8 protein-coding genes are annotated in these 14,538 nt (G+C 72.0%); 5 read left to right on the top strand and 3 right to left on the bottom strand.

Annotated elements, in window-relative coordinates; translation table 11 throughout:
- Positions 1-313: 313 nt before the first annotated feature.
- The 5 genes from CPE01_RS13730 (at position 314) to CPE01_RS13710 (ending at position 10,679) form a co-directional block, all read left to right on the top strand.
- Entirely contained in the window at positions 314-1,855 is a 1,542-nt protein-coding gene (locus CPE01_RS13730; RefSeq protein WP_146807384.1) for a sugar ABC transporter ATP-binding protein, read from the top strand.
- Complete coding sequence (locus CPE01_RS13725; protein WP_146807383.1) at positions 1,852-2,928, top strand: ABC transporter permease; 1,077 nt, start codon at positions 1,852-1,854, stop codon at positions 2,926-2,928. Before CPE01_RS13730 ends, CPE01_RS13725 begins: the two co-directional genes overlap by 4 nt.
- Positions 2,925-3,977, top strand: coding sequence for an ABC transporter permease subunit (locus CPE01_RS13720; RefSeq protein ID WP_146807382.1), 1,053 nt, complete (start codon positions 2,925-2,927; stop codon positions 3,975-3,977). The genes CPE01_RS13725 and CPE01_RS13720 overlap by 4 nt, the downstream gene beginning before the upstream one ends.
- A 484-nt stretch (positions 3,978-4,461) precedes the next feature.
- Entirely contained in the window at positions 4,462-8,109 is a 3,648-nt protein-coding gene (locus tag CPE01_RS13715; protein ID WP_146807381.1) for an immunoglobulin-like domain-containing protein, read from the top strand.
- Positions 8,110-8,339: 230 nt separating this feature from the next.
- The gene (locus CPE01_RS13710; protein WP_146807380.1) at positions 8,340-10,679 is read left to right on the top strand and encodes an alpha-galactosidase; all 2,340 of its coding nucleotides are present in this window, start codon (positions 8,340-8,342) and stop codon (positions 10,677-10,679) included.
- 695 nt (positions 10,680-11,374) lie between these two features.
- On the opposite strand, the gene CPE01_RS13705 is transcribed toward CPE01_RS13710, so the two are convergent.
- The 3 genes from CPE01_RS13705 to CPE01_RS13695 all read right to left on the bottom strand — a co-directional run bounded on the left by CPE01_RS13705 (position 11,375) and on the right by CPE01_RS13695 (position 14,444).
- Positions 11,375-12,250 carry a PPK2 family polyphosphate kinase gene (locus CPE01_RS13705; protein WP_146807379.1) on the bottom strand — a complete coding sequence of 292 codons (876 nt, stop codon included), beginning with the start codon at positions 12,248-12,250 and terminating at the stop codon, positions 11,375-11,377.
- A 117-nt stretch (positions 12,251-12,367) separates the two neighbouring features.
- Positions 12,368-13,063, bottom strand: a complete 696-nt coding sequence (locus CPE01_RS13700) for a potassium channel family protein (RefSeq protein WP_146807389.1) — start codon at positions 13,061-13,063, stop codon at positions 12,368-12,370.
- Between the two features lie 4 nt (positions 13,064-13,067).
- A complete protein-coding gene (locus tag CPE01_RS13695) occupies positions 13,068-14,444 on the bottom strand; it encodes a TrkH family potassium uptake protein (RefSeq protein WP_146807378.1) in 1,377 nt (458 codons plus the stop codon).
- Positions 14,445-14,538 lie beyond the last annotated feature (94 nt).

Genomic DNA, 14,538 nt, shown 5'->3' with positions numbered 1-14,538 from the left:
AGAAGGTCTACAACGGCGAGGAACTGCCGAAGGAGACCATCGTCGTCGACCAGGCCTTCGACCAGACGATCACGCAGGCCGACGTCGACGCTCGCGCGTACTGACGCGAGAGCGTCCCGGTACGCGCCGTGGCCGCACTGACGCGGACGACGTACCGAGTGACACCATGACAGCCGTGCGGCGGGGCCGCTCGCCCCGCCGCACGGCTGTTGCACTTCCCGCAGCGTCCGCGACGACGCGAGGCCTGTCCCGGCCACCCGTGACGCGGTCGCTGCCCGCAAAGCTGCTCCCACATCAGGACGGATGACCCACGATGTCTCTCACGTCCGACTCCGCCCCCGTCGTGCAGATGCGCGGGATCACCATCGAGTTCCCCGGCGTACGGGCGCTCGACGGCGTCGATCTCACGCTCCGACCGGGCGAGGTCCACGCGCTCATGGGCGAGAACGGCGCCGGCAAGTCGACCATGATCAAGGCGCTCACCGGCGTCTACAAGATCGACGCCGGCGAGATCCGCGTCGCCGACGAGCCCCACCAGTTCCACTCGACCGCCGAGGCCCAGGAAGCCGGCATCAGCACGGTGTACCAGGAGGTCAACCTCTGCTCGAACCTCTCGGTCGCAGAGAACGTGATGCTCGGTCACGAGGTGCGGTTCGGCCCCTTCATCAACTGGCCCGCCACGCGGCGCAAGGCCAAGGAGTACCTGGCCCGGCTGAACCTCGACATCGACCCGTCGTCGCAGCTGGGCACGCACTCGATCGCCGTCCAGCAGCTGTGCTCGATCGCACGCGCGATGGTCGTCGACGCCCGGGTGCTCATCCTCGACGAGCCGACCTCGAGCCTCGACAAGGCCGAGGTGGCCGAGCTCTTCGCGGTCGTGCGCCAGCTGCGTGACAGCGGCGTCGCGATCCTGTTCGTCTCGCACTTCCTCGAGCAGGTCTACGAGATCAGCGACCGCATGACGATCCTGCGCAACGGGCGGTTCGTCGGCGAGTACCTGACCGCCGAGCTGCCGCGCATCGAGCTGATCTCCAAGATGCTGGGCCGCGCTGGCGACGAGCTCGCCGCGATCGAGGCCGGCGCGCAGCGCGTCGCGCACGACGAGCGGCAGGGCACGCCGCTTCTCTCGGCGGTCAAGCTCGGGCGTGAGGGCTCGATCGAGCCCGTCGACCTCGAGGTGTACGAGGGCGAGATCGTCGGCTTCGCGGGCCTGCTCGGCTCGGGCCGCACGGAGCTCGCCCGGCTGCTGTACGGCGCGGACCGCGCGGACTCCGGTGAGCTGACGCTCTTCGGCGAGAACGTGAAGTCGGCCGCGCCCCTGTCGTCGCTCAAGGGCGGCCTCGCGTACTCGACCGAGGACCGCAAGCGCGAAGGGATCATCGCCGACCTCACGGTCCGCGAGAACATCGCGCTGGCGATCCAGGCGAGCCGCGGCATCTGGCGCCGGGTCCCCGCCAAGGAGCTCGACGAGGTCGTCGACCACTACATCGAGGCGCTGAACATCCAGCCGCCGAACCCGAACATGCTCATCAAGAACCTGTCGGGCGGCAACCAGCAGAAGGTGCTCCTGGCCCGGTGGCTCGCCACGTCGCCCCGGCTGATCATCCTCGACGAGCCGACGCGCGGCATCGACATCGGCGCCAAGGCCGAGATCCAGCGCCTCGTCGTCGAGCTCGCCTCGCAGGGCATGGGCGTCGTGTTCATCTCCTCCGAGCTGGAGGAGGTGCTGCGCCTGTCGCACCGCCTCGTCGTCCTGCGGGACCGCGAGAAGGTCGGCGAGCTGACCAACGGCCCCGACGTGACATCGTCCACGGTCCTGGAGACCATCGCAGCGAGCGGGAGTGACGCAGCATGACCGGCACCGTGCAGGTACCCACCTGGGTCTCGCGCGTGACCAAGCACCACCTGTTCTGGCCCGTCGTGGCCCTCGTGGCGCTCTGGATCGCGTGCGGCATCGTGAGCCCCGGCTTCCTCGACGTCAAGATCGTCGACGGCCACCTGTTCGGCCAGCTCGTCGACATCACGCGCAACTCCGTGACGTTCCTGCTGCTCGCGCTCGGCATGTGCCTCGTGATCGCGACGGGCGGCATCGACCTCTCGGTCGGCGCGGTCATGGCGATCTCGCTGTCGGTGGCCCTGACCTACATCGACAACTCGGGCACGGGCGAGCAGGCCGGGACCGCGCTCATCGCGATCGCGCTCGCGCTGGCCGTCGCCGCGCTCGTCGGGGCGTTCAACGGGTTCCTGGTCTCCGGGCTGGGGATCCAACCGTTCATCGCGACCATGATCATCCTGGTCGCGGGCCGCGGCATCGCGCTGGCCTTCACGGGCGGGCAGATCACCACGACGCACTCCGCGCCCTTCAAGTCGATCGGCTCCGGGTTCGTCCTGGGCATCCCGACGCCGGTCGTGATCGGTGCGGTCGTGTTCGCCGCGGTCGCCTTCTCGGTTCGCAAGACCGCGCTCGGCATGCTCGTCGAGTCGATCGGCATCAACCGCACCGCGAGCCACATGGCCGGTGTCCGGTCGCGCAACATCACGTGGCTCGTCTACGTGATCTGCGGTCTGCTCGCAGGCCTCGCGGGCCTCGTGTACGGCGCGCCCACCATGGCCGCCGACGCCAACAACATCGGCCAGCTCATGGAGCTCAACGCGATCATGGCGGTCGTCATCGGCGGCACGAAGCTCGACGGCGGCAAGTTCAGCCTCGCGGGCACGATCGTGGGTGCGCTCATCCTGACGACCCTCGACCGCGCGGTGATCATCTTCCACCTGCCGTCGGAGTCCAAGGACCTGTTCAAGGCCATCGTCGTCATCGCGATCTGTATCGCCGGCTCGGAGCGCCTGCGGGAGTCTGTCGGCCTGCGCCGCGTCCCGCGCCTGCCCGAGCCGCCGGCATCGCGGAAGTCCGTGGAGGTGGCGGCATGACCGCGCAGACCGTGTCGGAGAAGCTCCCGACGAAGAAGACGCCCACCGTGCAGACGTCGCAGTGGTGGCGCCGGCTCACCGACCGTCGCTACCTGCCGACCGTCGGCACCGTCGCGACGCTGATCCTGCTCCTGGTCGTCGGCCAGCTGCGGTACAGCACCGACGACCGCAGCTTCATCAGCGCACGCCTGTTCTCGAACCTGTTCATCGACAACTCGTACCTGCTGGTGCTGGCCATCGGCATGACGTTCGTCATCATCTCCGGCGGGATCGACCTGTCGGTCGGTGGCGTGGTGGCCCTGACGGGTCTCGTCGTCGCGAAGCTGCTCGAAGGCGGCGCCCCGCTGCCGCTCGTGCTCGTCCTCGGCGTCCTCGTCGGGACGACGATCGGGACGCTCATCGGGGTGATGGTCCAGTACTTCAAGATCCAACCGTTCATCGCCTCGCTGGCGGGGCTGTTCCTGGCCCGCGGCCTGGCGAACATGATCGGCACCACCGCGATCGGCATCAAGGACGAGGGCTTCGCGTCCCTCGCCTCGTGGAAGATCAAGTTCGGCGAGAAGCCCGACATCTGGTACGTCAACCTGTCGATGATCATCGCGCTCGTCGTGCTGCTCGCCGCCGTCTACCTGCTGCACTACACGCGGTTCGGCCGCACGGTGTACGGGCTCGGCGCGGGTGACAACGGGCAGGCCGCGGGCCTCATGGGTCTGCGTCCGGGCGCGACCAAGATGTGGGTCTACGTCATCTCGGGCACGTGCGCCGGCATCGGTGGCCTGCTGTTCGCCTTCTACACGAAGTCCGGCTACAACCTGTCGGGCGTCGGGATGGAGCTCGACGCGATCGCGTCGGTCGTCATCGGTGGTGCGCTGCTCTCCGGCGGCGTCGGCTACGTGCTCGGCACGTTCGCGGGCGTCACCGTGTACGGCCTCATCCTGACGATCTGCAACCGCGAGGGCCTCGAGATCTGGTGGAACCGGATCCTGATCGGCGTGATCCTGCTCGGCTTCGTGCTGCTGCAGCGGGTGCTCGTCGCGAAGCGCAGGTAGCGCGGACAGCTGCGGTCGGGTGGCGCGACGGTGCGCCGCCCGACCGCGACAACTGAAGACGCGAGACCCTCCCGTCCGACCGGACCCGGCTGCCACCGGGGGTGTCCCGGCGGACGGGAGGGCTTTCCCGGCGAGTCGCAACGAGGCGACCTCGGGTGCTCACCACGCCTTGGAGAGGTAGGAGCACAAGTGATGATTCCACACGCCCTGGTCCCGGAGCACCACGAGGGCGCGGGCCGCCACGCGCGGTCGGGCCGGGACGAGGACGTCCGCTCAGGCCCGAGGGACACCGCCCCGCCGTCTCACTCGCTCGGCACGCCGGCGCAGGTCGCGGCAGCCGCGTAGCGGGCACCTCCGCGATTCCCCATCGACCCGGACGACGACGGTCGTCCTCCGCTGACGTCCGCACGTGCGGGCCGCGCCCCCCGGAGCGGCCCGCACCCGGCGGACACGTTCACATCCCCGAGTGCAAGGAGTGCACAACATGCGCGCACGACGACTATGGGGTGCGGTGGCCGCGGCCTCCGTCACCCTGGCGACGGCACTGGTGGCGACGCCCGCCGGTGCCGCCGTCGACGACGGTCTGGTAGGCCGGTGGCTGCTCGACGAGACCAGCGGCACCGTCGCCGCGGACTCGTCGGGTCACGGCCGGCACGCGAGCGTGACCGGCGCCGCGTCGTGGAACGGCGGTGACGGCTTCGTCTTCTCGGGCGGTAACAGCAGCGCGGGCAACGCGATCCGCCTCCCCGACGGCCTGCTGAGCGGTCTGGACACGGTGACGGTCGACCTCGACGTCAACATCGCCACCGGCATGACCGCGAACTACTTCCTGTTCAACCTGGGCAACCCGGCCGGGTTCTCGTCGGGCACCGGGTACGTGTTCGTCACGGGCAGCGACAATGAGGGCCGGCTGCGTGGCGCCATCACGACCGGCACCTACACCACCGAGCAGAGCACGATCCGCTCGACCGCGCTCGCGACGGGTTCGTGGCGGCACCTGACCTACACGATCGTGGGCGGCACGCAGGCCTCGCCCGGCTACTCGGTGCTGTACGAGGACGGCGTCGAGGTCGCGCGCAACAACGCGATCACCGTCAAGCCCAGCGACGTCGGCGAGGGCGGCATCGCCAACTACATCGGCCGCTCGGCGTGGGCAGCGGACAAGTCGTTCAAGGGCATGGTCCGCGACTTCCGCGTGTACGACCGCGTGCTCACGTCGGACGAGCTCACCGAGCTCGCCGACGACATCGTCGGCCCGGCCGTCGCCGCGGATGCCGCGGCGCTCACGCTCGGCGACACGTCCGCGGTGCGCTCGTCGCTCACGCTGCCGGTCCTGGGGGACCAGGGCTCATCGATCACGTGGGCGTCGTCCGACCCGTCGGTCGTGTCCACGACGGGCGTCGTCACGCGTCCGGCGTCCGGCTCGGGTGACGCGACCGTGACGCTCACCGCGACGATCGCGCGGGGCAACGTGACCGAGACCCGCGCGTTCACGGTCACCGTCCTCGAGCGGCCCGACGCGCCCGGACTCGTCGCCGAGGACCTCGCGGCCCTGACGGTCGTCAACGTCGACGACGTGCGCGGCAACCTCACGCTGCCGACGTCCGGCGCGAACGGCACGACCTTCACGTGGGAGTCGTCCGACCCGTCCGTCATCGACGGCACGGGCGTCGTGCACCGGCCCACGCACGGCCAGCCGACCGCGACGGTCGAGCTCACCGCGACGGGCGCGCTCGAGAGCGCCACCGCGGAGCGGACGTTCACCGCGACCGTCCCCGCGCTGCCCGCCCCGGCCGAGACCGAGGCGTACCTGTTCGCGTTCTTCGAGGGGGAGAGCGCCGACGACAGCGAGTCGATCTTCCTCGGCGCGAGCCAGGGCGACAACCCGACCAAGTGGGACGACCTGAACGACGCCGAGCCGGTGCTGACCTCGTCGTACGGCGAGCAGGGCCTGCGTGACCCGTTCATCATCCGCTCGCCCGAGGGCGACAAGTTCTACATGATCGCCACCGACCTCAAGATCTACCCCGGTGGCAGCTTCGCGCGTGCGCAGCAGTCCGGCTCGACGTACATCGAGGTCTGGGAGTCGACCGACCTCGTCACCTGGTCCGACCAGCGGCACGTGAAGGTCTCCACGGACTTCGCGGGCAACACCTGGGCCCCGGAGGCGTTCTACGACGAGGGCCTCGGCGCGTACGTCGTGTACTGGGCGTCCAACCTCTACCCGACGACGACCGTCGCGGGCCGCAGCTACACCTCGACGTACAACCGGATGATGTACGCGACCACGCGTGACTTCGTGACGTTCAGCGAGGCGCAGCCGTGGATGGACGTCAAGCGCGGCACGGGCCTCGGCATGATCGACGCGACGATCGTCAAGGACGGCTCGACCTACTACCGGTTCGTCAAGGACGAGGCGTCCATGACGGTCCGCCAGGAGAAGTCGACCAACCTGCTGGCGACCGTCACCGGCTCGCTGCCGACGACGACCTCGTCGCCGGGCTGGCAGCTCGTCAAGGAGCGCATCGGCGTCGGTCAGGCCAACCCCTGGGGCAGCACGTTCACCAACGGCGAGGGCCCGACGGCGTTCAAGGCCAACGGTGACAACGACGACTGGTACCTGTTCATCGACCAGCCGAGCTACCACGGCGGACGCGGCTACATGGCGTTCAAGTCGACGAACATCGCCGCCGGCACGTGGACCGCGCAGACGAGCGCGCAGCTCCCGTCGAGCCCGCGGCACGGCACGGTCCTGCCGATCACGCAGGCTGAGCTCGACGCCGTCCGCGGCGCCTACCAGCCGAACCTGCTGGTGGAGTCCGTCGAGCCGACGACCGTGACCACGGGTCCGGGCGTCGCCCCGACGCTGCCTGCGACGGTGCCCGCGCACTTCGCCGACGGCTCGACGCGCCCCGTCGCCGTGACCTGGGACGCGGTCGACCCGGCGCAGTACGCGGCCGTCGGCGAGTTCACGATCTCGGGCGCGGTGACCACCGGTGCGTCCGTCCGGGCGTCGCTCACGGTGGACGTCGTCGACGACACCGACCCGGTCGTGACGCTCGCGGCGACGCGCGCGCCCAACGGCTCGGCCGGCTGGTGGCGCTCGTCGTCCGTGCCGGTCGCCGCGACGGCGACCGACTCCGCGGGGGTGACGTCCGTCGACCTGGCCGTCGACGGCGCCGCGTGGGCCACCACGGCCGGCTCGTCGGCGACGACGACCGTCACGGGTGACGGCGCGCACGTCGTGAAGGCACGGGCGACCGACAGCTCCGGCCGCGTGTCCTCCCCGGTCTCGATCGAGGTCGGCATCGACTCGACCGCCCCGGTCACGCGCGCGACCTTCTCGACGTCCTCCCGGGCGGTCACGCTGCGTGCCACCGACCGCACCTCGGGCGTCGCGCGCACGCAGTACCGGCTCGGTTCGGGTTCGTGGACCACGTGGAAGGGGTCGCTCACGGTCGGCTCCGCCGCGACCACGCTGCAGTACCGCTCGGTCGACGTCGCCGGCAACACCGAGATCACCGGCACGCTGGGGATCCCGGCCATGACCACGACGACGGCGAGCGCGCCGACATCCGTCAAGCTCGGCAAGACGCTCAAGGTGAGCGTCAAGGTGACCGCGTCGGGCGCCACGCCGACCGGCACGGTGCGCGTGCTCGACGGCAGCACCAAGGTCGGCACGGGGACGCTGTCCGGCGGGCGGGCGACCGTCACGGTGAGCAAGCAGCTCAGCCTCGGTACGCACAGGCTGACGGTCGCCTACGACGGCGCCGGCACGTTCGCGTCGTCGAAGGGCACGGTGACCGTCAAGGTCACGCGCGCGTCGTCGACGACCAAGGCGACGACCGCCTCCGTGACCGCTGCCCAGGCGGCGAAGGTCACCGCCAAGGTGACCTCCGCGGTCAGGGCGACCGGCAAGGTCACCGTGACCGTGACCCGCAACGGCAAGACGGTCGCGACGCGCACCGGCACGCTGCGTGACGGGAAGGTCGTCGTGACACTGCCCCGGCTGGCCCAGGGCACGTACTCGGTCAAGGCCCGGTACGCGGGTTCGACCACGGTGCTGCCGTCGACGGGCGCGACCAGGCTCGTCGTGCAGGCCTCGACGGCCAAGGCGGCGGCCTGGGTGTGACGAGCAGACAGGTCCGATGACCTGACGGCACGGGCCGCGTCCGGTCCCGGTGGAGTGCACCGGGGCCGGGCGCGGCCCGTCGTCGTCCGGGAACCGCGGGCGGCGCCTCGCCAGTCCGGCTCGCCGTCCGCGTTCGCGCCTGCTGACGTGTCTCTCGCACCCGCTCGCGCGCCGCAGGCCGTGCCCGGTTCACGCTGACGCCGCACGGGGCGAGTTGGTTGGATGGCGTCATGCTGGTCCACCTGCGCGCCTCGGGCGTGAGCCTCCTGCTCGAGACCGACGACCGGTTGCCGCGCGTCCTGCACTGGGGCGCCGACCTGGGCGAGGGCCTTCTCGACGAGCAGACGAACGGGATCAGCACCGGGCGCAGCGGCGGGCACGCAGACGGGCGCGGAGACGGGCGTGACGGCGGCCGACGCGACGAGCACGACGATCTCGCGCGCGCGTTGACCCGTCCGCGTGCGGGCGCTCAGGTCGACGCGCCCGTCGCGCCGGGTGTGCTGCCCGGCCAGGCCGATGCGTGGCTCGGGACCCCCGGCGTCGCAGGGCACCGCGACGGGCACGCGTGGTCGCCGTCGTTCGTCGTCCGGTCCACGCACGTGACCAGTGACGTGACGACGGGCGCGAGCACCGACCTGACATCCGACGTGACCACGGACGCGCCGACCGACGCGCCGACCGACGCGCCGACCGGTGCGCCGACCGGTGCGGCCGCTCACGGCGACCTCGACGGGGACGGCGGCGACGGACCCCTGGGCGGGACGGTGCGTGTGACGGCGTCCGACGAGGACGCGCAGCTCGGTCTCGAGCTCGAGATCCAGCTCACGGCGCAGGGCGTGGTCCGCATGCGCGCGACGCTCACCAACGACGGCACGACCCCCTACACGCTCGACTCCCTGCTCCCGACGCTGCCGGTCCCGGCGCACGCGGACGAGCTGCACGACCTCGCGGGACGCTGGGCCAAGGAGCGCGCTCCGCAGCAGCACGCGTTCACGGTCGGCACGCACGTGCGCGAGGGTCGGCGCGGGCGCACCGGTGCCGACGCGACGCTCGTCCTCATCGCCGCCGAGCCGGGGACCGGGTTCCGTCGCGGCGAGGCGTGGGGCGTGCACGTGGCCTGGTCCGGCAACCACCGCACGCAGGCCGAGCGCCTGCCCGACGGCACGCGCACGCTCGCCGGCGGCGAGCTCCTGCTGCCCGGCGAGATGCGGCTCGCGCCGGGCTCGTCGTACTCCTCGCCCTGGGTGTACGGCTCGTACGGCGACGGGTTCGACGAGCTCGCGGGCCGGTTCCACGCGTACCTGCGCGCCCGTCCGACGCACCCGCGCACGCCCCGGCCGGTGACCCTCAACGTGTGGGAGGCGGTGTACTTCGACCACTCGCTGCCGCGTCTGCTCGAGCTCGCCGACCTCGCGGCGTCGCTCGGCGTCGAGCGGTACGTGCTCGACGACGGCTGGTTCCGCGGGCGCCGCGACGACTCCGCAGGCCTGGGGGACTGGTTCGTCGACGAGGACGTCTGGCCCGACGGGCTCGCGCCGCTGGTCACGCACGTGCACGGCCTGGGCATGCAGTTCGGGCTGTGGTTCGAGCCCGAGATGGTCAACCCCGACTCCGACCTGGCGCGCGCCCACCCCGACTGGATCCTGCAGGTCCCCGGCAGGCGGCCGCCGCTCGCGCGGCACCAGCAGGTGCTCGACGTCTCCCGCCCCGAGGTCGCCGCCTACCTGCGCGGACGCGTCGTCACCCTCGTGCGCGAGCTGGGCGTCGACTACGTCAAGTGGGACCACAACCGCGACCTGGTCGAGGCGGGCGGCGCCGACGGGACCGGGGGCGTCCACGCGCAGACCGCGGCCGTGTACGCGTTGCTCGACGCAGTCCGCGCCCAGTGCCCCGGTCTGGAGATCGAGTCCTGCTCGTCGGGCGGCGCGCGCATCGACCTGGGCGCCCTCGAACGCACCGACCGGGTCTGGGCGTCGGACTGCCTCGACGCGCGCGAGCGCCAGGAGATCCAGCGGTGGACCGCCCAGCTCCTGCCGCCCGAGCTCGTCGGCTCGCACGTCGGGGCCCACCGCGCCCACACCACGGGTCGCGTGCACGACCTGTCCTTCCGCGCGGCCACCGCGCTGCTCGGGTCGTTCGGCGTCGAGTGGGACCTCGCGGCGGCGTCCGACGACGAGCGCGCCGAGCTCGCCGCGTGGATCGCGCTCTACCGCGCCGAACGAGCCCTGCTGCACACGGGCGTCGTGGTGCGCGACGAGATGCCCGCCGCGGGCCAGTGGCTGCACGGCGTCGTCGCGCAGGACCGGTCACGCGCGCTGTTCGCGCTCGTGCAGCGCGAGCGCCCTGCGACGTGGCCGCCCGGCCTGGTCCGCCTGCCGGGCCTGGACCCGGACGCGACGTACGAGGTCGCACCGCGCGGCCCGTTCTCGCCGCCCGGCGACTGGGACCGCCCGGCCTGGTGGGCGCACCCCGTCCGCCTCACGGGCCGCGCCCTGGCCGCGGTCGGCCTCCAGTCCCCGGCCCTCGAGGTCGACCACGCGGCCCTCGTGACCGCCACGCGCCTCCCATGACCGCGCCCCCCACCGCGAGCGCGGTCGACCGGCGACCCGCCCGCCGCCGCCCGCCGCGCACCCGCGCCGGGCGGCCGCCCATGCCTCACGGGGCCGGGCGTCCCGCCAGTGCCCTCCCGCCAGTGCCCTCCCACACCCACCGCGGTAGATCGGCCGCGAGCGCACCCTCGCACCACCCGCCTTCGCGCCCGATCGCCCGCCCTCGCAACGGATCACCCGCGCTCGCCCTGCGTCTTGCGCGCTCGGGACGCTTCGCGCGTTCGCGGGGGATCTCGTGCTCGGGGTCGGGCGGCGACTCACGGCTGGGGGCCGCGCGCCCTACCAGCGCCCTCCGGCACCGAGCGCGGTAGATCGGTCGCGAGTGCACCCCCGCGCGACCCGCGTTCGCGCCCGATCACCCGCGCTCGCGACGCTTGTCCCGCGTTCGCGAGGCATCCCGCGCTCGCGTCGGGCGGCCACTCAGGACTCGGGGCCGCGTGCCCTGTCCTACCCGCGCCCTCCGCCACCGAGCGCGGTAGATCGGCCGCGAGCGCGCCCTCGCGCGACCCGCGCTCGTGACGGATCTGCCGCGCTCGCGTCGGATCTGCCGCGGGCGGGGCGGGGCGCGGCAGGGGAGGTCGGGCAGGGAGGGGTGCGGGTGGGGCAGTCAGCTGGTCGGCACTCCGTTGTGCCCACCAGCTGACATCAGGCGCGCGTCAGCGGGTGGCGTCCAGACGCGCGAGCTCGGTGGTCACGTCGAAGGTGGGCTCGGGCCAGCCCAGGCCCAGGTCGAGCAGCGCGCGCAGCAGCAGCGCGCTGGTCGCGAGCCGGGCGAACCACTTGCGGTCCGCGGGCACCACGTACCAGGGGGCGATGTCGTACGACGAGCGTGCCAGCACCTCGTCGTACGCGGCCTCGTACGCGGGGCGCGCGAGACGCACGTCGACGTCGTTCGGGGAGTACTTCCAGTGCTTGTCGGGGCGCTCGAGCCGCTCGCGCAGGCGCGCGTACTGCTCGTCGCGCGAGACCCAGAGCGCGACCTTGACGATCGTCGTGCCACCCGCGACGAGCTCGCGCTCGAACTGCTCGATGGCGTCGAAGCGGGCAGTGAGCTCGTCGGCGTCCGCGGTGCCGGCGGCGTGCGGGACCAGGATGTCCTCGTAGTGCGACCGGTCGAACAGCCCGATGCGGCCCGCGGGCGGCAGCGCCTTGCGGATGCGCCACAGGAAGTCGTGCTCGAGCTCCTCGGGGGTGGGGCGGCCGAACGCCTTCAGCGACACGCCCTGCGGGTCGACGAGACCGAGCACGTGCCGGGCGATCCCGCCCTTGCCCGCGGTGTCCAGGCCCTGCAGGACGAGCAGCACCGACCGGTTCCCGCCCGTGCGGCCGTGCGCGTACAGGCGCTCCTGCAGGTCCGACATGCGCTCGCCCATGCGCGCGAGCAGCTTCTCGCCCTCCGTGCGTCCGGCGTCGAACGACGGTGTCGAGGCCGCGTCGAGGTCGGCGATCCGGAAGCCGGGCGTGACGGCGAGGCCATACGCGACGGCGTCCAGCCGGGCGCGCACCTCGTCGTCCGACGGCGTCTTCGCCATCCGCGGACCTCCGCTCCTGGTCGGCAGCGTCCGGCACCGCCGGACGTGCTCGCGCGGCACCTCACCGGGCCGCGAGCAGCGATGGTAGCGGTGCGGCACGGCGAGCGACACCCCACCTCAGGGGCGCGCGGCGAACCGTTCGAGCAGGTCCGCGTGGCCCGAGACGATGATGATGTCGTTCTGCGAGATGCGCGTCTCGGGAGTCGCGTACACGAAGTCCAGCCCCGGTGACTTCACGCCGACCACGGTCACGCCGTAGCGCTCGCGGATCTTGCTCTGCGCGAGCGTGAAGCCCTGCGTCTCCTTCGGCGGGCGCATCTTGACGACCGTGAACCCGTCCTCGACCTCGATGTAGTCGAGCAGCTTGCCGGACACCAGGTGGGCGACCCGCGAGCCGGCGTCGGCCTCGGGCAGCACCACGTGGTGGGCGCCGATGCGCTGCAGGATGCGCGCGTGCTCGTTCGAGATCGCCTTGGCCCAGATCTGCGGGATGCCGATGTCGACGAGGTTGCCCGTGATGAGCACGGACGCCTCGAGGTACGACCCCACGCCGACGACGGCCACGGGGAAGTCACGCGCGCCGAGCTGCTCGAGCGCCTCGGGGTTGGTCGCGTCCGCCTCGACGAGCGCGATCCGGCCCGCCCACTGCGCCACGAGATCGGGGGAGCGCTCGACCGCGAGCACGTCCTGCCCGAGCCGGTCGAGCGTCGCGGCGATCGCCGAGCCGAACCGGCCCAGCCCGATCACCAGGACGCCGGAGTCCTTCTTGGGCGTGCGCGGGGCGTTCTGGGTGCCTGCCCGCGGGTCGCGCATGGTCTCAGCCAATGATCGGCCTCTCTTCCGGTAGCCGGATCACCCGACGACGGTTGCGCAGCGCGAGCGCCGCCGCAAGCGTCATCGTGCCGGTCCGGCCGATGAACATCAGGACGGTGAGCACGTACTTCGCGCCGTCGGGCAGCGTGGGCGTGATGCCCGTGCTCAGGCCGCACGTGGCGAACGCGGAGATCGTCTCGAACAGGATGGTGTCGAGCCGCTCGCCGGTCATCGCGAGCAGCAGGAGCGACGCGATGAGCACGAACGTCGCGGAGATGAGCGAGACGGCGATCGCGACCTGGAGCGCGTCGCGCGGGATGCGCCGCCCGTAGGCCTCGACGTCGCGGTCGCCGCGCGCCTCGGCGACGATCGCGAGCAGCATGACCGCGAGCGTCGTGACCTTGATGCCGCCCGCGGTGGACGCGGAACCGCCGCCGACGAACATGAGCGCGTCGTACAGCAGCCAGGTCGACTCGTGCATCTGCCCGACGTCGACCGTCGAGAACCCTGCCGAGCGGGGCATGACGCCCGCGAACAACGACGCGAGCGCGGTGCCCGACGCGTCGAGGTCCTTGAACGTGCCCGGGTTCGTCCACTCGAACCCGGCGACGAGCAGTGCGCCCGCGGCGGCGAGCGCGACGCTCGTCGTGATCGTCAGCTTGGCGTGCAGGCTCCACCGACGCGGCTCACGCAGGTGCTGCGCGACGTTGAGGATCACCGGGAAGCCGAGCGACCCGATGAACACGCCGACGATGATGGGCAGCAGCACCCACCAGTCCGAGATGAACGGTGCGAGGCCCGCGGGGGTCGGCACGAACCCGGCGTTGTTGAACGACGACACCCCGTAGAAGATCGCGTGCCAGGCGGCCGTGCCCCACGACTCGTCGTACATGTGGAACCGCGGCAGCAGGACGAGCGCGATCGCGACCTCGAGGATCGTCGACGTCACGATGACCGTGCGCACGAGCGAGCCGACCTCGCCGAGCCGCGTGAACTTCGTCTCGGAGGAGACCAGGAGGCGCTGCGTCAGGCCGATGCGCCGCGACACCGCCATGCCCAGCAGCGACGCGAGCGTCATGACGCCCAGGCCGCCGATCTTGATCGCGACGAGGATGACCACGAGCCCCCACGTCGACCAGTACTCGCCCGTCGGGACGACGACGAGCCCGGTGACGGTGCTCGCGGACGTCGCCGTGAACAGCGCGTCGACGAACGGCGCCCGGCTGCCGTGCGCGGTGGCCCACGGCGCCGACAGCAGCACCGTGACGAGCGCGATGACCGCTGCGAACACGCCCAGCGCGAGCCGCGCGGGCGACTGGCGGGCCGACCGGTCGACGATCTCGCGGGCTCGCCACAGGACGCCGGGACCCGTGCGCGCCATGCCGCCCACGCTCCCTCCTACCCGTGACGTCGCCCCGACCCGGCACACGCCGGCGGGCTCGGTCGTGCCCACGTCGTCCGCCCGTCCCGGCCCG

Source organism: Cellulomonas persica, assembly GCF_007989825.1.
Lineage (GTDB): Bacteria > Actinomycetota > Actinomycetes > Actinomycetales > Cellulomonadaceae > Cellulomonas > Cellulomonas persica.
Note: the sequence above shows the minus strand (reverse complement) of the source record. Positions and strands in the feature narration are given on the sequence as shown.

Excerpts from the sequence above, each read along its gene's own strand:
- CPE01_RS13730 (WP_146807384.1), top strand. The coding sequence starts at position 314 with ATGTCTCTCACGTCCGACTCCGCCCCCGTCGTGCAGATGCGCGGGATC.
- CPE01_RS13725 (WP_146807383.1), top strand. The coding sequence starts at position 1,852 with ATGACCGGCACCGTGCAGGTACCCACCTGGGTCTCGCGCGTGACCAAG.
- CPE01_RS13720 (WP_146807382.1), top strand. The coding sequence starts at position 2,925 with ATGACCGCGCAGACCGTGTCGGAGAAGCTCCCGACGAAGAAGACGCCC.
- CPE01_RS13715 (WP_146807381.1), top strand. The coding sequence starts at position 4,462 with ATGCGCGCACGACGACTATGGGGTGCGGTGGCCGCGGCCTCCGTCACC.
- CPE01_RS13710 (WP_146807380.1), top strand. The coding sequence starts at position 8,340 with ATGCTGGTCCACCTGCGCGCCTCGGGCGTGAGCCTCCTGCTCGAGACC.
- CPE01_RS13705 (WP_146807379.1), bottom strand. The coding sequence starts at position 12,250 with ATGGCGAAGACGCCGTCGGACGACGAGGTGCGCGCCCGGCTGGACGCC.
- CPE01_RS13700 (WP_146807389.1), bottom strand. The coding sequence starts at position 13,063 with ATGCGCGACCCGCGGGCAGGCACCCAGAACGCCCCGCGCACGCCCAAG.
- CPE01_RS13695 (WP_146807378.1), bottom strand. The coding sequence starts at position 14,444 with ATGGCGCGCACGGGTCCCGGCGTCCTGTGGCGAGCCCGCGAGATCGTC.